Origin of the sequence: Pseudothauera rhizosphaerae (assembly GCF_004801305.1) — a bacterium.
Classification (GTDB): domain Bacteria; phylum Pseudomonadota; class Gammaproteobacteria; order Burkholderiales; family Rhodocyclaceae; genus Pseudothauera; species Pseudothauera rhizosphaerae.
This window is the reverse complement of record NZ_SSOD01000006.1, coordinates 89,985-114,069: the sequence shown is the minus strand read 5'-3', so window position 1 is coordinate 114,069 and position 24,085 is coordinate 89,985. Positions and strand designations below refer to the sequence as shown.

At 69.6% G+C, this 24,085-nt stretch carries 19 protein-coding genes; 18 read left to right on the top strand and 1 reads right to left on the bottom strand.

Going from position 1 to position 24,085, the window contains the following annotated elements; all coding sequences use genetic code 11:
• Window positions 1–9: 9 nt before the first annotated feature.
• Window positions 10–1,335, top strand: coding sequence for a DUF1302 family protein (locus tag E6O51_RS09315; RefSeq protein ID WP_211091372.1), 1,326 nt, complete (start codon window positions 10–12; stop codon window positions 1,333–1,335).
• Between the two features lie 13 nt (window positions 1,336–1,348).
• Here E6O51_RS09315 and E6O51_RS09310 read toward each other — a convergent pair whose 3' ends face one another.
• Window positions 1,349–2,110, bottom strand: a complete 762-nt coding sequence (locus tag E6O51_RS09310; RefSeq protein WP_136384714.1) for an N-acyl amino acid synthase FeeM domain-containing protein — start codon at window positions 2,108–2,110, stop codon at window positions 1,349–1,351.
• A 207-nt stretch (window positions 2,111–2,317) separates the two neighbouring features.
• On the opposite strand from E6O51_RS09310, the gene E6O51_RS09305 reads away from it, so the two are divergent.
• From E6O51_RS09305 to E6O51_RS09225, 17 genes are all read left to right on the top strand, one after another.
• Window positions 2,318–2,914, top strand: a complete 597-nt coding sequence (locus E6O51_RS09305) for an XrtA/PEP-CTERM system exopolysaccharide export protein (RefSeq protein ID WP_230976755.1) — start codon at window positions 2,318–2,320, stop codon at window positions 2,912–2,914.
• Between the two features lie 53 nt (window positions 2,915–2,967).
• Entirely contained in the window at window positions 2,968–4,512 is a 1,545-nt protein-coding gene (locus E6O51_RS09300; RefSeq protein ID WP_136384713.1) for an XrtA system polysaccharide chain length determinant, read from the top strand.
• 305 nt (window positions 4,513–4,817) lie between these two features.
• Window positions 4,818–5,762, top strand: a complete 945-nt coding sequence (locus tag E6O51_RS09295; RefSeq protein ID WP_136384712.1) for an XrtA-associated tyrosine autokinase — start codon at window positions 4,818–4,820, stop codon at window positions 5,760–5,762.
• A complete protein-coding gene (locus E6O51_RS09290; protein WP_168735236.1) occupies window positions 5,752–7,278 on the top strand; it encodes a TIGR03016 family PEP-CTERM system-associated outer membrane protein in 1,527 nt (508 codons plus the stop codon). The genes E6O51_RS09295 and E6O51_RS09290 overlap by 11 nt, the downstream gene beginning before the upstream one ends.
• 55 nt (window positions 7,279–7,333) lie before the next feature.
• The gene (locus tag E6O51_RS09285; protein WP_136384710.1) at window positions 7,334–8,458 is read left to right on the top strand and encodes an XrtA/PEP-CTERM system-associated ATPase; all 1,125 of its coding nucleotides are present in this window, start codon (window positions 7,334–7,336) and stop codon (window positions 8,456–8,458) included.
• The gene (gene wecB, locus E6O51_RS09280) at window positions 8,448–9,599 is read left to right on the top strand and encodes a non-hydrolyzing UDP-N-acetylglucosamine 2-epimerase (protein WP_136384709.1); all 1,152 of its coding nucleotides are present in this window, start codon (window positions 8,448–8,450) and stop codon (window positions 9,597–9,599) included. Before E6O51_RS09285 ends, wecB begins: the two co-directional genes overlap by 11 nt.
• Window positions 9,600–10,442, top strand: coding sequence for an XrtA system polysaccharide deacetylase (locus tag E6O51_RS09275; protein ID WP_136384708.1), 843 nt, complete (start codon window positions 9,600–9,602; stop codon window positions 10,440–10,442).
• Between the two features lie 9 nt (window positions 10,443–10,451).
• On the top strand, window positions 10,452–11,492 hold the full coding sequence (locus E6O51_RS09270; protein WP_136384707.1) for a FemAB family XrtA/PEP-CTERM system-associated protein: 1,041 nt from the start codon (window positions 10,452–10,454) through the stop codon (window positions 11,490–11,492).
• 10 nt (window positions 11,493–11,502) lie between these two features.
• On the top strand, window positions 11,503–13,044 hold the full coding sequence (gene xrtA, locus E6O51_RS09265) for an exosortase A (RefSeq protein ID WP_136384706.1): 1,542 nt from the start codon (window positions 11,503–11,505) through the stop codon (window positions 13,042–13,044).
• Entirely contained in the window at window positions 13,041–14,207 is a 1,167-nt protein-coding gene (locus E6O51_RS09260; protein ID WP_136384705.1) for a TIGR03088 family PEP-CTERM/XrtA system glycosyltransferase, read from the top strand. Before xrtA ends, E6O51_RS09260 begins: the two co-directional genes overlap by 4 nt.
• Window positions 14,208–14,221: 14 nt before the next feature.
• On the top strand, window positions 14,222–16,156 hold the full coding sequence (locus tag E6O51_RS09255) for an XrtA/PEP-CTERM system amidotransferase (protein ID WP_136384704.1): 1,935 nt from the start codon (window positions 14,222–14,224) through the stop codon (window positions 16,154–16,156).
• 3 nt (window positions 16,157–16,159) lie between these two features.
• Window positions 16,160–17,377 carry a TIGR04063 family PEP-CTERM/XrtA system glycosyltransferase gene (locus E6O51_RS09250; RefSeq protein ID WP_136384703.1) on the top strand — a complete coding sequence of 406 codons (1,218 nt, stop codon included), beginning with the start codon at window positions 16,160–16,162 and terminating at the stop codon, window positions 17,375–17,377.
• 2 nt (window positions 17,378–17,379) lie between these two features.
• On the top strand, window positions 17,380–19,305 hold the full coding sequence (gene asnB, locus E6O51_RS09245; protein ID WP_136384702.1) for an asparagine synthase (glutamine-hydrolyzing): 1,926 nt from the start codon (window positions 17,380–17,382) through the stop codon (window positions 19,303–19,305).
• Window positions 19,302–20,516: a TIGR03087 family PEP-CTERM/XrtA system glycosyltransferase gene (locus tag E6O51_RS09240; protein ID WP_136384701.1), complete on the top strand. Its 1,215-nt coding sequence runs from the start codon at window positions 19,302–19,304 to the stop codon at window positions 20,514–20,516. The genes asnB and E6O51_RS09240 overlap by 4 nt, the downstream gene beginning before the upstream one ends.
• Before the next feature lie 90 nt (window positions 20,517–20,606).
• Window positions 20,607–21,935 (top strand): nucleotide sugar dehydrogenase, encoded by a 1,329-nt coding sequence (locus E6O51_RS09235; protein ID WP_136384700.1) that lies wholly within the window; start codon window positions 20,607–20,609, stop codon window positions 21,933–21,935.
• Window positions 21,932–22,942 (top strand): transglutaminase domain-containing protein, encoded by a 1,011-nt coding sequence (locus tag E6O51_RS09230; protein WP_136384699.1) that lies wholly within the window; start codon window positions 21,932–21,934, stop codon window positions 22,940–22,942. The genes E6O51_RS09235 and E6O51_RS09230 overlap by 4 nt, the downstream gene beginning before the upstream one ends.
• Window positions 22,939–24,081, top strand: a complete 1,143-nt coding sequence (locus E6O51_RS09225) for a glycosyltransferase family 4 protein (protein WP_230976746.1) — start codon at window positions 22,939–22,941, stop codon at window positions 24,079–24,081. Before E6O51_RS09230 ends, E6O51_RS09225 begins: the two co-directional genes overlap by 4 nt.
• Window positions 24,082–24,085: the final 4 nt, after the last annotated feature.

Genomic DNA, 24,085 nt, shown 5'->3' with positions numbered 1-24,085 from the left:
CCATCCCCCATGCGACCGAAGCGACTCCTCCCGCTGCTGCTTGTCCTGGGCCTGAGTGCGGGTGCGGCCACGGCCGCCGACGAAGGGCTCGACGATCTGTTCGACCTGGACGCCGATCCGGCTGCCGCGTCCGGGGCGGATCAGGCGTCCGGCCCGCGCGTCTCGGGCCATGCCGAGTTCGGCGCGGCCTACACCTGGCCCGACGACGGGCACTGGTCCAAGCTGCGCGGCCGGCTGGAACTGGGGGTGGGCGCGAGCCTGGGGCCGCGCAGCCGCTACAAGCTGTCCGCACGCGCCGACGTGGACGCGGCCTACGACCTGGAGGATGGCTACTACCCGCGCGCGGTGCGGCGCGACCAGCGCAGCGGCTTCATGATCCGCGAGGCCTACGCCGATTTCGGCACCGGCGACTGGGAATTCCGCCTCGGCCGCCAGCACGTGGTGTGGGGCGAGATGGTGGGCCTGTTCTTCGCCGACGTGGTTTCCGCCCGCGACCTGCGCGAATTCTACCTGCCCGAGTTCGAGGCCCTGCGCACGCCCCAGTGGGCCGTGCGGGCCGAGCACTTCGGCGAGGACACGCACCTGGAACTGCTGTGGATTCCGGTGCCGAGCTTCGACGAGGTGGGCAAGCCCGGGGCGGACTTCTACCCTTTCCCCTTGCCGGCCGGCACGCGGGTCAAGGAGCGTGACACATCGGCCACCCTGTCGAACACCAACTGGGGGCTGCGCCTGTCCCGCCTGATCGACGGCTGGGACCTGGCCGCATACCATTACCGCAGCCGCGACGTGTCACCCACGCTGTACGCGCTGGACGGCGGCACGCGCTTCGAACTGCGCCACGACCGCATCCAGCAGACCGGTTTCACCCTGTCCAAGGACCTCGGCAGCCTGGTGCTCAAGGGCGAGGCGGTCTATACAGGGGGGCGCAGCTTCTCCACCACCGACCCGGCAGCGCGCTACGGCCTGCACGATTCGGACACGCTGGACTACGTGGTCGGCCTGGACATCCCGGTGCGCGACGTGTGGCGCTTCAACCTTCAGTACTACGAGCGGGTGTTCTACGACCACGAGCGCCTGATGCCCAACGACCGCCACGAGGGCGGCATGACCTTTCTGGTCAACCGCAGCTTCGGCGACGCGCTGGAGGCGGAACTGCTTTACGTGGCCAGCCTCAACCGCAGCGACTACATGCTGCGGCCCAAGCTGGTGTGGCGGATCGCGCCGGAATGGCGCGGCGTTTTCGGTGCGGACCTGTTCGGCGGGCGCACGGACGGCATCTTCGGCCGCTACGACGAGCGCGACCGGGTCTATATCGAACTGCGGCGCTGGTTCTGAGTCCGGCCCGTGGTCAGGAAATCGCCTGGCTGAGCGGCTCGCGCAACTGGTCGAACAGCCGCCACTGCTCCTCGAGCGGGAAGAAATGGCGGTACAGGGTGCGCCCCTCGCCGCGTTCGCGGATGTGGCGTTCCACGTCCGCCAGGGAGATGTGGAGCAGCACGGCCGGCGCGCCGACCCGCGGGCACACCTTTTCGGGACCGGCGAGGCGGTAGCCGAGCATGCGGCGGTAGTAGTCGCTGTGGCGCGGATGGACCTCGGCGAAGAGGTCGGTCATGCCGTGCACCATGCGGGCGAGGATGAAGACCAGGTGGAAGAGCTGGGCCATCACGCGGTGGGAGCCGAATTCGGGGTCGATGGCGAGCCGGGTGACTTCGCACACGCGGCCGCCGCTGCGGCGGATTTCGTCGATTTCGTCCTGGTACAGCCCGTCGGCCATCAGCCCGTCGCACGAGTCGAGCCCGAGCGTGACGGTGCCGAACAGATGGTGGTCGTCGCGGCAGGCCACCAGCGTGGTCTGATGCGGAAGCGGCGCCACGTTCGCATGGCTGGCCTGCAGGCCGCGCCAGGCATACAGTTTCTCGATGAGCAGGCTGATGCGCGTGCGCAAGGTGTCGGAATGGTCGGCAAGGCGAATCTGGTAGCCGTCGCAGTCGATCGTGAAATGCTGATCGAAGGTGCTAGGCTGAAAGTCGTCCTGGGCATGGGCCGGAGAAGAAGCAAACGCAGGCAATACGCGCGCTCGGGGCTCGAGCAGGGCGTGTTCTGGCTTCATCGTCGCCTCCCTGGCGAAAGTTATTGTAGAAATGCATCGGACTGTACCGGGCGACCCATGCCGGCGCTGTAAGCGGTTGTGTATTTGTTCCTTTGGGGGTGTTCAATCGCCCCTTAGCATGACCACAATATGCAGGGCGCAATATATCGTTCTGGCCTGAGAGGGGAGTTGACCATGATCATGTTTCCATCCGGCTTCGCGGCCTCCATGCGTCGAGTCTGGCTGGCGGTACTTGCGGCGGCGATGGCCGCGGGATGTGCGTCGAGCTACCCGCCCGCGCCGGCGAGCGCGGCGGATTCCGAGTACAACTACGTGATCGGGCCGGGCGACAGCGTCAACATCGTGGTGTGGCGCAACCCGGAACTGTCCATGACCGTGCCGGTACGCCCCGACGGCAAGATCACCACGCCGCTGGTCGAGGATCTGCCCGCTCTGGGCAAGGACGCCACCACCCTGGCGCGCGACATCGAGCAGGCGCTGGGCAAGTACATCCGCGAACCGGTGGTCACCGTCATCGTGACCAGCTTCGTCGGCCCCTACAGCGAGCAGATCCGCGTCGTGGGCGAGGCGGCCAAGCCGCAGATCCTGTCCTACGTGCAGAAGATGACGCTGCTCGACGTGATGATCGCGGTCGGCGGCACGACCGAGTTCGCCGCCGGCAACCGCGCCTCCATCCTGCGTACCAGCGAAGGCAACAAGCAGTACAGTGTGCGCATCGACGACCTGCTCAAGGACGGCGACGTGTCGGCCAACGTGGAAGTGCGTCCGGGCGACGTGCTGATCATCCCGCAGAGCTGGTTCTGATGAGACTCCGGCCGCGCATGCGGGCCTCGCGCAATTTGCTGGTGGGTTGAGCAATGGAAGATATCCTCCGACAGGCTGTGGGCGTGCTGCGCAGCATGTGGCGCTTCCGCTGGTGGGGGCTGGCGCTGACCTGGGTGGTGGGGGCCGCCGCCGCGGTGGTCATCTACACGATGCCGGACCGTTACGAATCCACGGCGCGCGTTTACGTGGATACGCAGTCGGTGCTGCGTCCGCTGATGTCCGGCCTGGCGGTGCAGCCCAACCTGGACCAGCAGATCGCCATTCTCAGCCGCACGCTGATCACCCGGCCCAACGTCGAAAAACTGATCAACATGGCCGATCTGAACCTGGAGGTGACCTCCGGCCCCCAGCGCGAGCAGTTGGTCGGCGAGTTGATGAGCGGGCTCAGGATAGGCGGCACCGGGCGCGACAACCTGTTCACGCTGGCCTACCGGGACGGCGACCCGAAGCGCGCGCAGCGCGTGGTGCAGGCGCTGATGTCGCTGTTCGTCGAATCCGGGCTGGTCAGCAAGCGCCAGGACACCGATACGGCACGCCGCTTCATCGAGGAGCAGATCCGCAACTACGAGGAAAAGCTCACCGCCGCGGAAAACCGCCTCAAGGATTTCCGCCTGCGCAACATGGCCCTGCTCGATGCCGGCGGGCGCGACTACGTGGGACAGTTGGCCGCCGTGAGCGCGCAGCTCGAACAGGCCCGCCTGGAGCTGCGCGAGGCGATCAACTCCCGCGACGCGACCCAGCGCCAGTTGCAGGGCGAGGATCCGGTGCTGCTGCCGCAGATGCCCAATGCCGCGGGCGTGTCCATCCCCGAAATCGACGGCCGCATCGACGCCATGCGCAAGACGCTGGACGCCCTGCTGCAGCGCTACACCGAATCCCACCCCGACGTGATCGGCACGCGGCGGGTGATCGAGGACCTGGAGGCGCAGAAGCTCAAGGAAATCGAAATGCGCCGCGAGGCTGGCCCCGGGCAGTTCGGCTCGCTCAACGCCAACCCGGTCTACCAGCAGCTCAAGCTGGTGCTGTCCGAGACCGAGGCGCGCATCGCCTCGCTGCAGGCGCGGGTGGGTTCCCACGAGGCGCGTCTCGCGGAACTGCGGGCATCGGCCGAGCTGCTGCCCAAGATCGACGCCGAGCTGGCCCAGCTCAACCGGGATTACGACGTACACAAGCGCAACTACGAAACCCTGGTGCAGCGCCGCGAATCGGCCAACATCTCGGTGGAGATGGGCGCGACCTCGGGCATCGCCGAATTCCGCGTCATCGATCCGCCCAGCCTGCCGCTGAAGCCCGCCGCGCCCAATCGTGCGCTGCTGATGCTCGCCGCCAGCGTCGCCGCGATCGGCGCCGGTGCCGCGCTGACCTTCCTGATCAGCCAGTTGCGACCTTCCTTCGCGGACGGGCGCTCGCTGCGCGAGGTGACGGGCCTGCCGGTACTCGGCACGGTGTCGCTGCTGGGCGATCCCCGCCGCGAGGCCAGCGAGCGTCGCGGGCGCTACGCCTTCGCCGGGGGCGTGGCCGGCTACGCCGGCGCGGTGGCGGTGGTGACCGCGGCGTTGAAGATGTTGCAAGGCTAGGGTCTGTTGACATACGTTTCATGGGTCGCGTTGTGTCCAAACGCTCTCGCTACAAGGCGCGCGACGCCGTCAAGGGCGGCCCCCTTGACAAGGAGCGCAACGCCGTAGCGGGGGCGTTTGGACACAACCCGAAGGGCTCGGCCGAGTGGGCCCCCATTGCCGCGTTGCGGCTCCTTGATTGGGGGCCACCCAATCCGCGTCGCCGCGCCTTGCACTGGAAGCCCACTCGGCCGAGCGCGACCCATGAAACGTATGTCAACAGACCCTAGGCGCATGCCCAGACGGACCCCAGGCGGAGGCAGTCGATGAGCTTGATCGAAAAGGCCGCCGAGCGGCTCGAAAAGCTGAAGCAGGCCGGCGGCCTGCCGGCGCAGGAAGCGGACGGGGCGGTGCCGTCCCCGGCGCCCGCGGCGCCATCGCCGGCCTCCGCGCCTGCGGTGGCGCCAGAGCGTGCGGGGCCGGCCGGGATCGCGGTGCCGCCGCTGCGCCCGGGCGGGCGCAAGGTGTCGATAGACCTGGGCATGCTGGCGCGCGTCGGCATGGTGACGCCGGACAAGCCGCGCTCGGCCCTCGCCGAGGAGTTCCGCGTCATCAAGCGCCCGCTGCTGCGCAACCTGCAGGGCAAGGGTGCCGCCGACATCGACAACGGCAACCTGATCATGGTGTCGAGCGCCCTGCCGGGCGAAGGCAAGTCCTTCACCGCCATCAACCTGGCGCTTTCCATCGCCATGGAGCTGGACCATACGGTGCTGCTGGTCGATGCCGACGTGTCGCGCCCGTCCGTACTGCAGCGCTTCGGGCTGGCGCCGGAGAAGGGGCTGATGGACGTGCTGACCGGCGGCGCCGAACTCCAGGACGTGCTGTTGCGCACCAACGTCGAGAAACTCACCGTCCTGCCGGCCGGCATGCCGCAGCCGCGTGCCACGGAACTCCTCGCCTCCGAGGCCATGAACCGGCTGCTCGAGGAAATGGCCACGCGCTACGCCGAGCGGGTCATCGTGTTCGACTCGCCGCCGCTCCTGATCACGACCGAGGCACACGAACTGGCCACGCACATGGGCCAGGTCGTGCTGGTCGTGGAAGCCAACCGCACCACGCACGCCGCCGTCAAGCAGGCGCTGGCGGCCATCGACAACTGCCCGGTCAAGCTGCTCGTGCTCAACAAGTCCGGCGACCGGGGGCCGGGCGGCTACTACGGGTATGGATATGGCTACGGCTACGGCAACGAGGCACGTCCGGATGCGGCCTGAGCGCGGGGAAGCGAGGGGGGCGTCCATAGCCGCCGTGCTGTGCGCGCTGGCCGCCTGGTGGAGTGCTCCGGCCGCGGCGCAGCAGGCGTTCATCGAACCATCGCTGACGGGCAGTCTGACCTGGTCGGACAACGTGGGCGCGGACAGGCGGGACAAGGGCAGCGGCTTCGTGGCCGAAGTGTCGCCCGGCGTGGCCGTCTCGCGGGAAGGCGGACGGGTCAGCGGGCAGTTGAACGCCCGTTTGCGCAACCAGGTGGATTTTTCCGGTCGCGGGAAAGATACGTCCTTCCTGTCCCTGGTCGGCCGCGGCAGCGTCGAGGCGCTGGAAAAGCTGCTCTTCTTCGATCTCGATGCCTCCGTCACCCGCGACAACCTGTCCCTCTTCGCCGGCCGTGCGCGCGGTGACGCCCTCAACACCGACAGCGACAGCGAAACGCGCAGCTTCGGTGTCGCGCCGCGGCTCGAACTGCGCCACGGCGATACCGCCGCCACCCTGCGCTACATCGCGCGCTGGCTCGACGGTGGCGCCGACGAGTTCGACCGCCAGCGCCTCGGCCAGTGGACGCTGGACGCCGGCAATGCCACCGCCTTCGGCTATCTCGGCTGGGGGGTGAGCTACAGCCACGCGGATACTGCCTACGGCGACAGCGACAGCCCCGACGTGACCCAGGAAATCGCGCGCGCCACGCTCTTCATCAACGCCACGCCGCAATTGCGCCTGCGCCTGATCGGCGGGCACGAATCCAACGACTATGCGGTGCGCAAGGGCGAAAGCGGCAGCATCACCGGCGCCGGTTTCGACTGGACCCCGAACCCGCGCACCAACATTTCGGCCACCACCGAAAAGCGCATCTTCGGCCGCGGCCACAACGTCAGCATCGATTACCGGCGGGCCCGTTCGGCCTTCCAACTGGGCTGGTCGCGGGACATCACCTCCTCGCTGCAGACGCTGGCGACGCTGTACCAGGACCCCTTCTTCCGCCTGTTCTACGACGCCCTGGCCGCCAGCATCAGCGATCCCCTCGAGCGGGAGCAGGCGGTACGGGAATTGCTGCAGGCGCTCGGCTACGGCGACGTGGGCCTGCGCGACGCCGTGATCGCCAACAACTACTTCCTGGACCGCCGCCTGCAGGCCGGCTTCTCGCTGATCGGCGTGCGCAACGTGCTGAGCCTGTCGTTCACCCGCTCCCACCGCGAGCGCCTGGGTGAAGTGGCCATGGTCAATCCCCAGGACGACCTGTCGGTGTTCGACGAGGTCCGCGAGAAGACCGCCGCGCTGAGGTTCACCCATCGCCTGTCGGGGAAAAGCTCGCTCAACGCCGGACTTGCCCGCACCGAGGCCCGTGGCGCGGGCATCAGGAGGATCGATACGCGGCGCACCCTGTTCTCCCTCGGGCTGAGTACCCAACTGAGTCCCGATACCACCGGCAGCCTCGCCTACCGCCGGCAGAAGTCCGCGGGCAGCAGCTCCTTCACCGAGAACGCCATCACCGCCAGCGTGTTCATGCGCTTCTGAACCGGTGCGCCCCGAGCGCGCCGCCGTGCGCCGGGCCCGCCCCACGGGAAAGCCGATGTACGAATCCTACTACCGCCTCAGCGGCAAGCCCTTCCAGCTCAACCCGGACCCCGCCTTCTTCTTCGGCAGCCGCGGGCACCGGCGGGCGATGGCCTATCTGGACTACGGCCTGCACCAGAGCGAAGGCTTCATCGTCATCACCGGCGAGATCGGCGCCGGCAAGACCACGATGGTGCGCAGCCTGCTGGAACGCCTGGATGCCGACAAGGTGGTGGCGGCCAATTTGGTGAGCACGCAGATCGACGCCGCCGACATGCTGCGCATGGTGGCCACCGCCTTCGGCGTGCCCTCGCGCCACCTGGAAAAGGCCGATCTGCTGCTGGCGCTGGAAACCTTCCTGGTGTCCACCGCGGCGGCCGGCAAGCGCGCGCTGCTGATCGTGGACGAGGCGCAGAACCTCAGCCCCGCGGCGGTGGAGGAACTGCGCATGCTGTCCAACTTCCAGCTCGAGGACCACGCCCTGCTGCAGAGCTTCCTGGTGGGCCAGCCGGAATTCCGCGACATCATGCAGAGCCCGCGCATGCAGCAGTTGCGCCAGCGCGTGATCGCCTCCTACCACCTCGGTCCGCTCGATGCCGGCGAAACGCGCGCCTACATCGAGCACCGCCTGCACCACGTGGGCTGGCAGGACGACCCCCAGTTCTCGCCCCAGGCCTTCCGCGCCATCTATGCGGCGACCACCGGCATTCCCCGGCAGATCAACACCCTGTGCGACCGCCTCATGCTCGCCGCCTTCCTCGGCGAGCGCCACACCGTGGGCGAGGCCGACGTGCACGAGGTGGTCGAGGAAATGCATCAGGAGATGAGCGCCCCCGCCGCGCAGCCGGCACCGGGCGCCGCGGCCCGCGGCAATGGAAACGGCCACGCGCACCCGGTGGCGGAGGGCTTCGACGCCGGGTCGTTCGATCCGGCGCGGCTCAAGATCGGCGCGGAACTCGCGCGCGAGGTGGAGGCGCTGGCTGCCGGCACCGACCTGCAGCGCATCGAGGCGCGCCTGACCCGGCTCGAACAGTCGGTGTCCGCCACCCTCGGCGTGCTCAACCGGCTGCTGCAGGCGGTGCGCCCCAAAACCCCAGGCACCCCTGGAACCCCCGACGAAGGACATCGGCATGAGCACTGAGACCGGGGCCGGCGCGCCCATCCTGTGCGTGGTCGGCGCGCGCCCCAACTACATGAAGATGGCGCCCATCATCCGCGCCTTCGCCGTCCAGCATCCGCGCCTGCCCACCCTGCTCGTGCATACCGGCCAGCACTACGACGCGGCCATGAACGACCGCCTGTTCGCCGACCTGGACCTGCCCGCGCCGGACGTGAACCTGGGCGTCGGTTCGGCCAGCCACGCGGTGCAGACCGCGGAAGTCATGAAACGCTTCGAGCCCATCATCGACCAGCATGGTGCGCGCGCGGTGCTGGTGGTGGGCGATGTCAATTCCACGCTCGCCTGCGCCCTGGTGGCGGCCAAGCGGGACATTCCGGTGATTCATGTGGAGGCCGGCCTGCGCAGCTACGACCGGCGCATGCCGGAAGAGATCAACCGGGTGCTCACCGACCAGCTCGCCGACCTGCTGTACACCACCGAGCGCAGCGCCCACGACAACCTGGCGCGGGAAGGGCTGCCCGCGGAGCGTGCGGTGTTCGTCGGCAACGTCATGATCGACAGCCTGCTCGCCAGCCTGCCGCGCGCGGTGCCGCCCGGGAACCTGCTGCGGGAGGCGGGGCTGGACCCGCGCATCATCGGGGACGGCTACGGCGTGGTCACCCTGCACCGGCCGTCCAACGTGGACCGCGCCGAGGTGCTGGGGCCCCTGCTGGAGGCCCTGCGCGAGGTCGCCTGCCGCCTGCCCCTGATCCTCGCGCTGCATCCGCGCACGCGCAACAACCTGGAACGCTTCGGCCTGCTGGGCGGCCTCGATGCGCCCGGCCTGCTCGTGCTGCCGCCCCAGGGCTACCTGGAGATGCTCGGCCTGATGTCCCGCGCCGTGATGGTTCTCACCGACTCCGGCGGCATGCAGGAAGAAACTACGGCCCTGGGCGTGCCCTGCCTGACGATACGCGAGAACACCGAGCGGCCGATCACCGTGGAGCAGGGCACCAACACCCTGGTCGGCATCGACCCGCAGGCGCTGCTGGCCGGCGTGGACGACATCCTGACCCGCGGCGGCAAGCGCGGGCGGGTGCCGGAACTGTGGGACGGCCGCGCCGCCGAGCGCATCGCCGCCCACCTGGCCGGCTGGCTGGACCAACACGAGCGACTGTCCTGAATGCCTTCCCCATCCATCACCAACGCACTGACCATAGACGTGGAGGACTACTTCCAGGTCTCCGCGCTCGCGCCGCACTTTCCGCGCGCCCAGTGGGATGCGCTGCCGTGCCGGGTGGAGGCCAACGTGGAACGCATCCTGGCGCTGCTCGAAGCGCACGACGCGCGCGCCACCTTCTTCACGCTGGGCTGGATCGCCGAGCGCTATCCGCAACTGGTGCGCCGCATCGCCGACGGGGGCCACGAGGTCGCCAGCCACGGCTACGGCCACGAGCGGGCCAGCGCCCAGAGCCCGGAGGCCTTTCTCGCCGACATCCGGCTCGCCAAGGCGGTGCTGGAAGACATCACCGGCCAGGCGGTCAGCGGCTACCGCGCGCCCAGCTTCTCCATCGGGCGCGGCAACCCGTGGGCGCACGACTGCATCGCCGAGGCCGGCTACCGCTACAGTTCCAGCGTCTATCCGGTGCAGCACGACCACTACGGCATGCCGGATGCGCCGCGCTTTCCGTGGCGCCTGCCCAACGGACTGCTGGAGATTCCGGTGAGCACCGTGCGCTGGCTGGGGCGCAACTGGCCGGCGGGCGGCGGCGGCTACTTCCGCCTGCTGCCCTATGCGGTGTCGCGCTGGCAGATCGCCCGCGTCAATCGCCACGACCGCCGCCCGGCCATCTTCTACTTTCATCCCTGGGAGGTGGACCCGGAGCAGCCGCGGGTGCAGGAAGCCGCCGCCAAGGCGCGCTTCCGCCACTATGTGAATCTGGAGCGTACCGAAGCCCGCCTGCATCGCCTGCTGGCCGATTTCGCCTGGGGGCGGGCGGACGCCGTGTTCCGCGACGCCGCCTGAGGAATGCCCATGCAAGCGGCCGCCGTCACGGTCCATGCCCTCGCGGCCGCCGACCGGCCCGAGTGGGACGCCTTCGTGCAGGCGAGCTCGCAGGCCACCTTCTTCCACCTGTCGGCCTGGCAGGGGCTCATGGAAGAAGTCTTCCGCCACCGCACGTATTTTCTGTACGCGCGCCGTGCGGGCGCCATCGTCGCCGTGCTGCCGCTGGCCGAGGTCAGGAGCAGGTTGTTCGGTCATTCCCTGGCCTCGCTGCCTTTCTGCGTCTATGGCGGCGTCGCCGGGGAGGACGCGGAGGCCGTGGCCCTGCTGGAGGCCGAGGCCGACACCCTGGCACGCCGGCTGGGGGTCGCCCATCTGGAATACCGCAACCTCGGCCCGCGCCACCCCGACTGGCCGCGGCAGGAGCTCTACGTCACCTTCCGCAAGGAAATCCTGCCCGAGGTGGAGGCCAACATGCTCGCCATACCGCGCAAGCAGCGCGCCATGGTGCGCAAGGGCATCGCCAACGGCCTCGCCGGGCATTTCGATGACGACGTGGAACGCTTCTTCGCCCTCTACGCGGACAACGTGCGCCGCCACGGCACGCCGGCCCTGCCGAAACGCTTCTTCGCCCGCCTGCGGGAGGACTTCGGCGACGCCTGCGAGGTGCTGACCGTGACCGACCCGGCCGGGCGGGCGCTGTCCTCGGTGCTGGGCTTCCGCTTCCGCGGCGAGGTGCTGCCCTACTACGCGGGCGACGCCCCGGCCGCCCGGGCGCTGGCCGCCAACGACTTCAAGTACTGGGAACTGATGCGCCGCGCCTGCGAGCGCGGCGACCGCCTGTTCGACTACGGCCGCAGCAAGATCGGCACCGGTCCGTATTCCTTCAAGAAGAACTGGGGTTTCGAGCCGCAGCCGCTGTCCTACGAATACCGCCTCTACAAGCGCGACGGGGTGCCGCAGAACAACCCGATGAACCCGAAATACCGGCTCTTCATCGCGGCATGGAAGCGGCTGCCGCTGTCCGTCGCCAACGCCCTCGGGCCGCACATCGTGCGCAACCTGGGCTGAGGGGCGGGACATGAAGCAGGACGCGGAAGCTCTGCTGTCGCCGCCCGGTGCGACGCCGGGCCGGGGCGGCGGACGTTTCGCCCTGGTGGCGGGCCTGCTGGCGCTGACCTTCGCCTGGGTGGTCGGCTGGTACTGGGGAACGGCCGCCGAGATCGCGGGCATCTGGTGGCGTTCCGACACCTTCGCCCACGGCCTGGCCGTGCTGCCGCTGTTCGCCTGGCTGGTGTGGCGCAAGCGTGCCGCGCTGGCAGGGCTCGCGCCGCACCCGGCGGCGGCGATGCTGCCGGTACTGGCGCTGGGGGGGCTGGGCTGGCTGGCGGGGGAGACGGTCAGTGCCGCCGTGCTGAGCCACTTCAGCCTCGCCCTGGTGCTGGTGGCGGGTTTCGTGACCGTGTGCGGCTGGCGCATCGCCCGCGTGCTGCTGTTTCCCCTGCTGTTCCTGTTCTTCGGCGTGCCCGCCGGGGAGTTCCTGCTGCCGGTGCTGATGCGCCATACGGCCGACTTCACCGTGTTCGCCCTGCGTGCCACGGGCGTGCCCGTGTATCAGGAAGGCCTGCACTTCGTCATCCCCAACGGGCGCTGGTCGGTGGTGGAAGCCTGCAGCGGCCTGCGCTACCTGGTGGCCTCGCTGATGGTCGGCGCCCTCTACGCCTACCTGAACTACGTCAGCCTGAAGCGGCGCCTGCTGTTCATGCTCGTGGCCCTGCTCGTGCCCATCGTCGCCAACTGGCTTCGCGCCTACATCACGGTCCGCATCGGTTATCACTTCGGCTCCGAGTTCGTCGCCGGCTTCATCCACATCGTCTACGGCTGGGTCTTCTTCGGCATCGTCATCGTGCTGATGTTCTGGATCGGCAGCGGCTGGCGCGAGGAAGCGCCGACGCCGGCTGCGGGTGTCGTGGAAGCCGGCCAGGTGTCGTCCCGCAGGGGATGGGTGGTCGCGGTCGCCGCGGCGCTGGCCGCGCTGTTTCCCCTCCTCGCCGGCACGCTGCAGGGAGAAGTGGAAGGGCGTGCGGCGACGCTGCAGGCGCCGCCGGAGCTGGGGGATTGGGTGCTGGTGACGGACGGGGCGTTCGACTACCGGCCCTCGTTCAAGGGCCAGCGTGGCGAACTGTTACAGTTCTATCGCCGTGGCGATGGTGTGGAAGTCGGACTCTATGCCGCATTCTTCGCGGACCAGCGCAAGGGCGAGGAACTGGTCATGCACGGCAACACCCTGGAAGGCATCGAGGCCGGCGGCTGGCACAGGGGGCGCCTGTCGGGCGAAACGCTGCCCGTCGGCAAGGTACGCAAGAGCGTGCTGATCCGGGGCGGGGAACGCCTGACCCAGTGGGGCTGGTACTGGGTGAACGGCCGCGTCGGGGACAACGGCTACGTCACCAAGGCGCTGCTGGCCTTCGACCGCCTGGCCGGGCGGCGCGACGATTCGGCCGCGGTCCTCGTCCTCGTGCCTGCGGCGTCGCCCGAGGCCGATGCGGCGGCGCGGGACTTCATCGGAACCTACGGGGACGACATCGACGCCATGCTGCGCAAGGCCGGGGAGGGCCGGTGAACGGTCTGCCGCCGCTGGTCATGCACGTGGTGTTCCGCTTCGGCGTGGGCGGGCTGGAGAACGGGGTGGTCAACCTGATCAACCGCATGCCGCCGGACCGGTTCCGCCACGCGGTGGTCGCCCTGACCGAGTGCGAACCCGCCTTTTCCGCCCGCATCACCCGCCCGGACGTGGGCTTCGTGTCCCTGCACAAACCGGCCGGGCATGGGGTCCGGCTCTATCCCCAGCTCTACCGCCTGTTCCGCGAGCAGCGTCCGGCGGTGGTGCACACGCGCAACCTGGCTGCGCTGGAAGCGGCCGTGCCGGCGCGGGCCGCGGGCGTGCCGGTGCGCATCCACGGCGAGCACGGCTGGGACGTGTCCGACCCCCAGGGCCTGCGGCGCAAGTTCCAGTTCATCCGCCGCCTGTACAGTCCCTTCGTGGGGCGCTACGTGGCCCTGTCGGGGCAGATCGAGGCCTACCTCGCCGACCGGGTCGGCATCGGCGCCCACCGCATCGAGCGCATCTGCAACGGGGTCGATACCCTGCGTTTCCGTCCGGCCGCGGCCGGCGAGACGGCCCTGCCGGATTGCCCCTTCCGCGAGCCGGGCCTGATCCGGGTGGGCACGGTGGGCCGCCTGCAGGCGGTGAAGGACCAGCTCAACCTGGTGCGCGCCTTCGCGCTGGCCTGCCGCGAGGGCGGGACTGCGGACGCCCTGCGCCTGGTGATCGTGGGCGACGGGCCGCTGCGGGGCGCCGTCGAGGACGAAATCCGCGCCGCGGGGTTGGCCGACCGGGTGTGGCTGGCCGGCGAACGCAGCGACGTGCCGGAGGCCATGCGGGCGCTGGATGTGTTCGTGCTGCCGTCGCGGGCGGAAGGCATCTCCAACACCATCCTGGAAGCCATGGCCAGCGGCCTGCCCGTGGTGGCCACCGACGTGGGGGGCAACGGCGAGCTGGTCGTGGCGGACGAAACGGGCCGCCTGGTGCCGCCCGCGGCGCCCGATGCGCTGGCCCGTGAATTGTGCGCCTATGCGCGGAATGCCGCACTGCGGCATGCTCACGGCGTGGCAGGGCGGCGGCGCGTGGAGGCGGAATTCAGCCTGGACGGCATGGTGGCCCGCTACGCGGAGATGTACCGCAACGAACTGGCCGCCAGCGCGCCCTCGCGCCTGTCGGCCTGACCAGGGATTCCAGCATGTGCGGCATTGCAGGCCTTTTCGACACCCGCGGCAGGCGCGACTTCGACCGGGAGTTGATGCGCCGGATGAACGACGTGCAGTTCCACCGCGGGCCGGACGAAGGGGGCTATCACTTCGAACCCGGCGCGGCGCTGGCCCACCGCCGGCTGTCCATCATCGACCTCGCCACCGGGCAGCAGCCGCTCTTCAACGAGGACGGCTCGGTGGCCGTGGTGTTCAACGGCGAGATCTACAACTTCCAGGAGCTGGTGCCGGAACTGGAAGCCCTGGGCCACGTGTTCCACACCCGCAGCGACACCGAGGTCATCGTCCATGCCTGGGAGGCCTGGGGCGAGGACTGCGTGGGGCGCTTCCGCGGCATGTTCGCCTTTGCCCTGTACGACCGCAACCGGGAAATCCTCTTCCTGGCCCGCGACCGCCTCGCGGTCAAGCCGCTGTTCTATGCGTTGCTGGACGACGGCACCCTGGCCTTCGGCTCCGAACTGAAGGTGCTGCTGCAGCACCCCGCCTTCCGCCGCACCCTGGACCCCCTCGCGGTGGAGGAATATTTCGCCCTCGGCTACGTGGCCGAGCCGCGCACCATCTTCACCGGGGCGAAGAAGCTCGGGGCCGGCGAAACCCTGTGCGTGCGTCGTGGCCGGTCCCTGCCCGAACCGCGGCAATACTGGGACGTGCGCTTCACCCTGGACAACCGGCTGTCCCTGGCCGACGCCGTCGACGAACTCACCGCGCGCCTGCGCGAATCCATCCGCCTGCGCATGATCGCCGAAGTGCCCCTGGGCGCCTTCCTGTCCGGCGGCGTGGATTCCAGCGCCGTGGTCGCCACCATGGCGGGGCTGTCGCAGGAGCCGGTGAACACCTGCTCCATTTCCTTCGACAACCCCCTGTTCGACGAAGCGGAATTTGCCCGCCAGGTGGCCGAGCGCTACCGCACGCGGCACTACGTGGAGACGGTGAAGTCCGACGATTTCGACCTCATCGACACCCTGGCCGCCCTGTACGACGAACCCTATGCGGACAGCTCCGCCATTCCCACCTACCGAGTCTGCCAGCTCGCCCGCAAGCGCGTGACCGTGGCCCTGTCCGGGGACGGGGGCGACGAGAGCTTCGGCGGCTACCGCCGCTACCGCTCCCACCTGATGGAGCAGCGCTGGCGCGACCATCTGCCCCACGGCCTGCGGCGCCCGGTGTTCGGCCTGCTCGGCCGCATGTATCCCAAGGCCGACTGGGCGCCGCGCCCGCTGCGCGCCAAGACCACCTTCCAGGCCCTGGCGCGGGATGCCGTGGAGGCCTATTTCCACAGCGTGTCCATCCTGCGCGGCGACCTGCGGCGGCGCCTGTTCTCAGCGGATTTCCGGCGCCAACTCGGCGGCTACGACGCACTGGAAGTGTTTCGCCGCCACGCCGGCAACGCCCGCACCGATGATCCCCTGGCCCTGATCCAGTACCTGGACCTGAAGACCTACCTGGTGGGCGACATCAACACCAAGGTGGACCGGGCCAGCATGGCCCATTCCCTGGAAGTGCGCGAACCGCTGATGGACCACGAACTGGTGGAGTGGCTGGCGACCCTGCCGTCCGCCCTCAAGATCCAGGGCAACGAGGGCAAGTACCTGCTGAAGAAGGCCCTGGAGCCCCTGCTGCCCCACGGCGTGCTGTACCGGCCCAAGAAAGGCTTCGCGGTGCCCCTGGCCCAGTGGTTCCGCGGCCCCCTCGCCCGGCGGGTGCGGGAGGTCGTGCTGGGCGACCGGCTTGCGGCCACCGGCATGTTCGACCGGGCCTTCCTGCAGCACCTGGTGGATGCCCACCAGTCCGGCGCGCGGGACTACAGCTCGCCCCTGTGGACGGTGATGATGTTCGACGCCTTCCTGCGCAATCTGGAAGCCGGCGCGCCAGGCGTGGCGCGGGCGGCCGAATCGGTGCCGGCCTGAGCGATGCGCATCCTCCACGTCCTCGACCATTCCCTGCCGCTGCACAGCGGCTACACCTTCCGCACCGCGGCCATCCTGCGGGAGCAGCGGGCGCTGGGCTGGGAGACCTTCCACCTGACCACGCCCAAGCAGGGGCCGTCGCCCGCCGAGGCGGAAGAGGCGGCCGGCCTGTGCTTCTTCCGCACGCCCGCGCCAGCCGGCACCGGCCTGGTGGCCCAGATGCGGCTCACCGCCCGCCGGCTCGACCGGCTGGTGGATGAACTGCAGCCCGATCTCATCCACGCCCACTCCCCCGTGCTCAACGCCCTGCCCGCCGAATGGGTGGGCCGGCGCCGGGGCGTGCCGGTGGTGTACGAAATGCGTGCCTCCTGGGAGGACGCCGCGGTGGACCACGGCACCACTACCGAAGGCAGCCTGCGCTACCGCCTGTCCCGGGCGCTGGAATCCTTCGCCCTCCACCGGGCGGACCAGATCACCACCATCTGTGAAGGACTGCGCGGGGACATCGAGTGCCGCGGCATTCCCGCCGACAAGGTCACCGTGATTCCCAACGCGGTGGACGCGGAAGCCTTCCAGTTCGGCGCTGAAGCCGACCCGGAGCTGCGCCGCGAACTCGGTCTGGACGGCTGCACGGTGCTGGGCTTCGCCGGCTCCTTCTACGGCTATGAAGGGCTGGCCCTGCTGGTGTCGGCGCTGGCCCGGCTGGCCGCCCGCTACCCGGGCATCCGCCTGCTGCTGGTGGGCGGTGGCGTGCAGGAAGAGAACCTGCGCCGGCAGGCCGCCACCGAAGGCGTGGCCAACCGGGTGATCTTCACCGGGCGCGTGCCCCACGAGCGGGTGCAGAAGTACTACGAACTCATCGACGTGCTGGCCTATCCGCGCCTGCCCATCCGCCTCACCGAGCTGGTTACGCCCCTGAAGCCGCTGGAGGCCATGGCCCAGGGACGCATGTTCGTCGCCTCCGACGTCGGCGGACACCGGGAACTGGTGCGGCACGGGGAAACGGGTTTTCTCTGCAGGGCGGGCTGCGCGGATGCGCTGGCGGCGGCCATCGCCGACGTGCTGGACCACCGCGAGCGCTGGCCCGCCATCCGCCGGCAGGCGCGGGATTTCGTCGAGCGGGAGCGCACCTGGGCCAACAGCGTGGCGCGCTACCGGGAGGTGTACCGCCGCGCGCTGGCCACCCGCGGGCGGGAATCCGTCCTCGCCGGAGCGCGCTGAGCATGTGCGGCATCCACGGCCTGTACCGCTTCGACGGTGAGCCCGTCGCCCCGGCCCTGCTGTCGGCCATGGGGGACATCACCCGCCACCGCGGGCCGGACGACGAAGGCCTGCACATAGCGCCGGGCGGGCGCTGCGGCATCGCCATGCGGCGCCTGTCCATCATCGACCCGGCCGGCGGGCACCAGCCCATCTCCAACGCGGACGACCGCCTGTGGGTGGTGTGCAACGGGGAGATCTACAACTTCCGCGAACTGCGCGCCGAGCTGCAGGAACGGGGCTGCCGCTTCAAGACCGGTTCCGACACCGAGGTGCTGCTGCACCTGTACGACCTGCACGGCGACGACTTCGTGCACCGCCTCAACGGTATGTTCAACTTCGCCCTGTGGGACGAGCGCCGCAAGCGCCTGCTGATCGGCCGCGATCCCCTGGGCGTCAAGCCCCTGTACGTGCACCGGTCGGCCACGATGCTGGGCTTCGCCACCGAGGCCAAGGCCCTGCTGCAGTTGCCCGGCCTCTCCGCGGAACTGAACCGGGACGCGTTGGCCGACTACCTGCACCTGGGCTATGTGCCGGCGCCGCAATCCATGCTGGCCGGCATCCGCAAGCTGCCGCCCGCGACCCTGCTCGCCGTGGAGAACGGGGAGGTGAAGGAATGGCGCTACTGGCGCCTGCCGTCCCGCATCGACCGGGCCACCACGGAAGCCGAATGGGTGGAACGCATCCGCACCGGCATGGATGCCGCGGTGCATCGCCAGATGGTGTCCGACGTGCCCATCGGCGCCTTCCTGTCCGGCGGCGTGGATTCCAGCGCGGTGGTGGCCTGCATGGCGCGCCATTCCGACCGGCCCATCCGCAGCTACGCCATCGGCTTCGAAGGCGGCGAGGCCGAGCGCCTGTACAACGAACTGCCCTACGCCCGCCGCGTCGCCGGTCTGCTCGGCACCGAGCACCACGAGATCGTGGTGAAACCCGACGTGGTGGGCCTGCTGCCAAAGCTGCTGTGGCACATGGACGAACCGGTGGCGGATTCGGCCTTCATCACCACGTATCTCGTGTCCGAATTCGCCCGCCGGGACGTGAAGGTGATCCTCTCCGGCGTGGGTGGCGACGAGCTTTTCGGCGGCTACCGCCGCTACCTGGGCGACCACTACGTGCGCAAGCTCCAGCGCCTGCCGCGCTGGTCCCGGCGGCTCATGTCCCGGGTGGCGGGGCAACTGCCCAGCGACCGCCATTCCAAGCTGCTCAACCACCTGCGCCTCGCGCGCGGCTTTCTCGCCTCGGCCGAACTGTCGCCCGACGAGCGCTACCGCAGCTACCTGCAGGTGCTGGACCGGGGCACCGTCGCCGCGCTGACCCGCAGTGCGGCCGGTGGCGATGCGCTGGACGCGGCCTTCGCCGCCGCGGGCGACGAGGACGCCCTGAACCGCATGTTCGCCGTGGATGCGGAAACCCAGTTGCCCGACGACCTGCTGCTGCTCACGGACAAGATGAGCATGGCCGTGTCGCTGGAATGCCGGGTGCCGCTGCTGGACCTGGAGCTGGTGGAACTCGCCGCGGCCATCCCCGAATCCCTCAAGGTGAAGAACGGCCGCCTCAAGCACCTGATGAAGCAGGCGCTGGCCGACGTGCTGCCGCCCGACATCCTGGACCGCAGGAAGCGCGGCTTCGGTACGCCCATGGGTGCCTGGCTGAAGCGCGACCTGGCCCCCGTGCTGCGGCGGCTGCTCGCCCGCGACGTGGTGCGCGACCGGGGCCTCTTCGACGCCGACGTGGTGGCCCGCCTGGTGGCCGACCACGAAGCCGCTCGCATGGACGGCACCGACGCGCTGCTCGCCCTGATGAACCTGGAAATCTGGAGCCGGCTCTACCTGGACGGCCGTTCCCCCGACGACGTCACCGCCGAACTGAAGAGCCTGATCGCATGAAGATTCTCTACGTCTGCCACCGTTTCCCCTTCCCGCCCAAGCGCGGCGGCAAGATCCGCCCCTTCAACATGATCCGCCACCTGTCGCAGAACCACGAGGTAACGGTGTGTTCCCTCGCGCGCTCGGAAGCCGAGGCCGAGGAGGGCCGGGGCATCGCGCCCCACTGCGCGCGCTTCGAGATGGCGGTGGTGTCCAACCCCGTGCAGACCGCGCGCATGGTGGCGCGGCTCCCCACGCCGGTGCCCTCGTCCATGGGCTTTTTCCATTCCCCCGAACTGGCGCGCAAGGTGGATGGCCTGCTGGCCCGGGAGCGCTTCGACCTCGTCTTCGTGCACTGCTCCTCCGTGGCCCAGTACGTGGAGAAGGTGGCCGGCGTGCCCAAGATCCTGGACTTCGGCGACATGGATTCCCAGAAGTGGCTGGAGTACGTGAACTACAAGCCCTTCCCCCTGAAGATGGGCTACTGGCTGGAAGGCCGGAAGATGGAGCGGGAGGAAAAGCGCCTCGCCCGCCGTTTCGACCTGTGCACCGCCACCACCCGCGCCGAATGGGAAACCCTGGAGTCCTACCGCACCGGCGTGGCCTCCGACTGGTTCCCCAACGGCGTGGATACGGAGTTCTTCAAGCCCGACGGCGAGGGCTACGACCCGGACACCATCAGCTTCATCGGGCGCATGGACTACTACCCCAACCAGGAGGCCATGTTCCGCTTCTGCGACGAGGTGTGGCCGTTGCTGCGGGCACGCCGGCCCGGGATGAAGCTGCTGATCGTCGGCGCCGACCCCATTCCGGCGGTGAGGAAGCTCGCCGAGCGGCCGGGCATCACCGTCACCGGCTCGGTGCCGGACGTGCGGCCGTTCATCCTGCGCTCGGCCGCCATGGTGGCGCCGCTGGCCATCGCCCGCGGCACGCAGAACAAGATCCTGGAGGCCATGGCCATGGGCGTGCCGGTGGTGTCCAGCTCCATCGCCGCGGGCGGCGTCGATGCCGTGGGTGGGGAACATTTCCTCGTGGCCGACAGCCCGCAAGAGTACGCTGAGGCCATCTGCAGCATCGCCGACCAGCCGGCCGAACGGGCGCGCCTGGCCCACGCGGGGCGCGAACGCATGCTGTCCCACCACGCCTGGCCGCGCTCGATGGAACGGCTGGACGCCATCATCGGCCGCTGCGTCGAAGAATTCCACGGCAAACGGGCAATGCCGTCCAGATGACCCGTTCGCCCTGAGCCTGTCGAAGCCCCCCATGCGAGGGCTTCGACAGGCTCAGCCCGAACGGTATTTCGGTAAACGGGGAGCATAGCAATGAAGATCAGCATTTTCGGCCTCGGCTACGTCGGCGCGGTGTCGCTCGCCTGCCTCGCGCGGGACGGCCACCAGGTCATCGGCGTCGACATCGACCAGACCAAGCTCGACCTCATCAAGTCCGGCACCACCCCGGTGGTGGAAGAGGGCATGGTGGACCTCATGGCCGCCGTGGCCGCCGGCGGGCGGGTCCAGGTCACCACCGACGTGGCGGAGGCGGTGCGCGCCAGCGACATTTCGCTGATCTGCGTCGGCACGCCCTCGGCCTCCAACGGCAGCCAGGACCAGGGCGCGGTGCTGCGTCTGGCCAAGGACCTCGGCCGCGCCATCGCCGCCAAGGCTGCCGGCGGTGCCGCGCCCCACGTGCTGGTGTTCCGCTCCACGCTGGTGCCGGGCACGGTGGAGAGCACGCTGGTGCCCATCGTCGAGGCCGAATCCGGCCTGCGGGACGGCGAGCATTTCCACGCCTGCTTCCAGCCCGAATTCCTGCGGGAAGGCTCGTCCATCCGCGACTACGACAAGCCGCCCTTCACCGTCGTCGGCGCCAACCACGACTACCCGCTGGAGCGCCTGCGCGAACTCTTCGGCCACCTGCCGTGCAAGTTCCTGCGCACCTCGGTGCGCTCGGCGGAGATGATGAAGTACGCCTGCAACAACTTCCACGCGCTGAAGATCACCTTCGCCAACGAGACCGCGCGCCTGTGCGAAGCCCTGGGGGTGAATCCCTTCGAGGTCATGGAACTGGTGTGCCAGGACACCCAGCTCAACATCTCGCCCGCCTACCTCAAGCCCGGCTTCGCCTTCGGCGGCTCCTGCCTGCCCAAGGACCTGCGCGCTTCCACCTACCTGGCCAAGATGCACGACGTGGAACTGCCCATGCTGGGCGGCATCATGCTGTCCAATCGCCAGCACATCGACCGCGCCATCGCCAAGGTGCTGGAAACCGGCTGCCGCAAGGTGGGCATGCTGGGCCTGTCCTTCAAGACCGGCACCGACGACCTGCGGGAAAGCCCGCTGGTGGTGCTGGCCGAGCAGCTCATCGGCAAGGGCGTGCAACTGTCCATCTACGACCCGGACGTGCAGCTCTCCCGCCTGCTGGGCGCCAACCGCCGCTTCATCGAGACGCAACTGCCCCACATCGGCGACCTGCTCAAGCCCGACCTCCACGCCATCATCGACGAGGCCGAAGTGCTCGTCGTCGGCGTGTCCAGCCCGGCCATCTTCGATGCGCTGGCGACCCGGGCGCGGCCGGAGCAGAAGGTGCTCGACCTGGTGAATCTGCCCGGCCCCGGCACGCTGCGGGCGCAGGTGGAGGGGCTCTGCTGGTGAAATCCGGCGCGGCCCGGCTCTGGCTGCGGCTGTCCTGGGCAAGCGCGGTCGTGGCGCTGACCGTAGCCGCCTCGCTGCTGCCCCACCTGCGGGATTCCGCCGAACTGGTGCGCATGCGCAACGCCCTGCTGGTGCAGGCGGAGCCGGCGGTCCATGAGTGGACGCCGGCCGCCGTCCCCGCGGATTTCGCGCTGGAAACGACTCCGCCGCTGCCTCTCTACGCCGACACCGTCGCCCGCCACGGGCTGAAGGTGACGGGCGACGAGGGGAGGCAGGACGACTGGGCCACCGCGCTGGCCATCGGCCGCCACCTGCTGCCCGACGGCCGGCGCAGCGGCGGGCCGATCCAGGCCGATCTCGCCGACACCTACACCCGCATCACCCGGGGCGGCGAAGGCTATTGCGGCGACTACGCCGACAGCTTCACCGGGCTCGCCACCGCCGCCGGCCTGTTCTCGCGGCCGTGGGCCTTCTCCTTCGACGGCTTCGGCGGCCGCGGCCACATCTTCAACGAGGTGTGGGACAGCGGGCGCGGGCGATGGGTCATGATCGACGTGTTCAACAACTTCTACGTCACCGACGGTGCCGGAACGCCCCTGTCGGCCATGGCCTTCCGCGAGGCGCTGCTGCGCGATGCGCCGCACCTGAAGCTGGTGCCCGTCGACCCCACGGCCAGCCCCGGCTTCCGCCACGACGACAAGGCGCTGGACTACTACCGCCGCGGCCTGCCGGAGTGGTACATGTGGTGGGGCAACAACGTGTTCGAATACGACCGCTCGCCCGTGGTCCGCACCCTCGGCGGTGTGCATCGGGCGCTGGAACAACTGGGCGGCGTGGCGGCAGGCGTGCATCCGCAGATTCGCGTCCTCGCGCTGCCGGAGAACCAGGACCAGCGCGAGGCCATCCGGTGGCTACGCGTGCGGCTGCTCGCCGTGGTCGTGCTCGGTGGGGCGACGGTCGTCTTTCTGGCGGGCTGGCTGCTGGTGCGCCGCAGGGGGCAGCCGTGAATGCGCCCGCGCCCCTTTCCATGCCGGCCGGCACCGAAGCCCGGGCCGAGGCGGTGCCGCCTGTGTGCATCGTCGGCCCGCTGCCGCCGCCTTCGGGCGGCATGGCCAACCAGTGCGAACAACTGCTGCGCCTGCTGCGGCAGGAAGGCGTCCAGGTCGAGCTGGTGCGCAACAATCCGCCCTACGCGCCGCAGTGGATCGCCCGCGTTCCGGGCCTGCGCGCGGTGTTCCGCCTGCTGCCCTATCTGGCGCGGCTGTGGGGCGCGGCGGGGCGCGTGCAGGTCATGCACGTGCTCGCCAATTCCGGCTGGGCCTGGCACCTGTTCGCCGCACCCGCCGTCTGGATCGGGCGCCTGCGCGGTGCGCGCGTGATCGTCAATTACCGGGGCGGAAACGCCGACGCCTTCTTCTCCCGTGCCCCCCGCCACGTGCTGGCCACGCTGCGCCTGGCCCATGCCCGGGTCACGCCCTCGCCCTTCCTGCAGCGGGTTTTCGCGCGCCACGGGCTGGATGCCGCCATCGTGCCCAACATCGTGGATCTGTCCCGCTTCGGTCCGGCCCCGCCGCGGGATTTCGGCGACGCGCCCCACCTGATCGTCACCCGCAACCTGGAGCCGATCTACGACATTCCCACCGCGCTCCGGGCCTTCGCCCGCGTCCGCGGCGCCTGGCCGGGCGCACGCCTGACCGTGGCCGGCAGCGGCCCGGAGCGCACGGCGCTGGAGGCGCTCACGGCCGAACTTGGCCTGCAGGGCTGCGTGCGCTATACCGGTCGCATCGACAACGCGGAGATTCCGGCCCTGTATGCCTCGGCCGACTGCATGCTGAATCCCAGCACGGTGGACAACATGCCCATCTCCATCCTCGAAGCGCTCGCCAGCGGCGTGCCGGTGGTCAGCACCCGCGCCGGCGGCATCCCGGACATGGTGGCGCACGAGGTATCGGCGCTGCTGGTGCCGGTGGGCGACGCGGAGGCCCTGGGCGAACAGGCGTTGCGGGTGCTGGCGGACCGGGCGCTGGCCGGGCGCCTGCGTGCCGCCGGCGGAGAGGCCGTGGCCGCCTACGCCTGGCCGGCCGTGCGCGAGAAGTGGTTTGCGGTGTATCGCCGGCTCGCCGCGCGGGCGGCATCGACGGGATGAGGAA

Coding starts and splice junctions, on each gene's coding strand:
- E6O51_RS09290 (WP_168735236.1), top strand. CDS start 5,752: ATGCGGCCTGAGCGCGGGGAAGCGAGGGGGGCGTCCATAGCCGCCGTG.
- xrtA (WP_136384706.1), top strand. CDS start 11,503: ATGAAGCAGGACGCGGAAGCTCTGCTGTCGCCGCCCGGTGCGACGCCG.
- E6O51_RS09275 (WP_136384708.1), top strand. CDS start 9,600: ATGCCTTCCCCATCCATCACCAACGCACTGACCATAGACGTGGAGGAC.
- asnB (WP_136384702.1), top strand. CDS start 17,380: ATGTGCGGCATCCACGGCCTGTACCGCTTCGACGGTGAGCCCGTCGCC.
- E6O51_RS09285 (WP_136384710.1), top strand. CDS start 7,334: ATGTACGAATCCTACTACCGCCTCAGCGGCAAGCCCTTCCAGCTCAAC.
- E6O51_RS09240 (WP_136384701.1), top strand. CDS start 19,302: ATGAAGATTCTCTACGTCTGCCACCGTTTCCCCTTCCCGCCCAAGCGC.
- E6O51_RS09300 (WP_136384713.1), top strand. CDS start 2,968: ATGGAAGATATCCTCCGACAGGCTGTGGGCGTGCTGCGCAGCATGTGG.
- E6O51_RS09295 (WP_136384712.1), top strand. CDS start 4,818: ATGAGCTTGATCGAAAAGGCCGCCGAGCGGCTCGAAAAGCTGAAGCAG.
- E6O51_RS09270 (WP_136384707.1), top strand. CDS start 10,452: ATGCAAGCGGCCGCCGTCACGGTCCATGCCCTCGCGGCCGCCGACCGG.
- E6O51_RS09310 (WP_136384714.1), bottom strand. CDS start 2,110: ATGAAGCCAGAACACGCCCTGCTCGAGCCCCGAGCGCGCGTATTGCCT.
- wecB (WP_136384709.1), top strand. CDS start 8,448: ATGAGCACTGAGACCGGGGCCGGCGCGCCCATCCTGTGCGTGGTCGGC.
- E6O51_RS09235 (WP_136384700.1), top strand. CDS start 20,607: ATGAAGATCAGCATTTTCGGCCTCGGCTACGTCGGCGCGGTGTCGCTC.
- E6O51_RS09250 (WP_136384703.1), top strand. CDS start 16,160: ATGCGCATCCTCCACGTCCTCGACCATTCCCTGCCGCTGCACAGCGGC.
- E6O51_RS09255 (WP_136384704.1), top strand. CDS start 14,222: ATGTGCGGCATTGCAGGCCTTTTCGACACCCGCGGCAGGCGCGACTTC.
- E6O51_RS09315 (WP_211091372.1), top strand. CDS start 10: ATGCGACCGAAGCGACTCCTCCCGCTGCTGCTTGTCCTGGGCCTGAGT.
- E6O51_RS09305 (WP_230976755.1), top strand. CDS start 2,318: ATGCGTCGAGTCTGGCTGGCGGTACTTGCGGCGGCGATGGCCGCGGGA.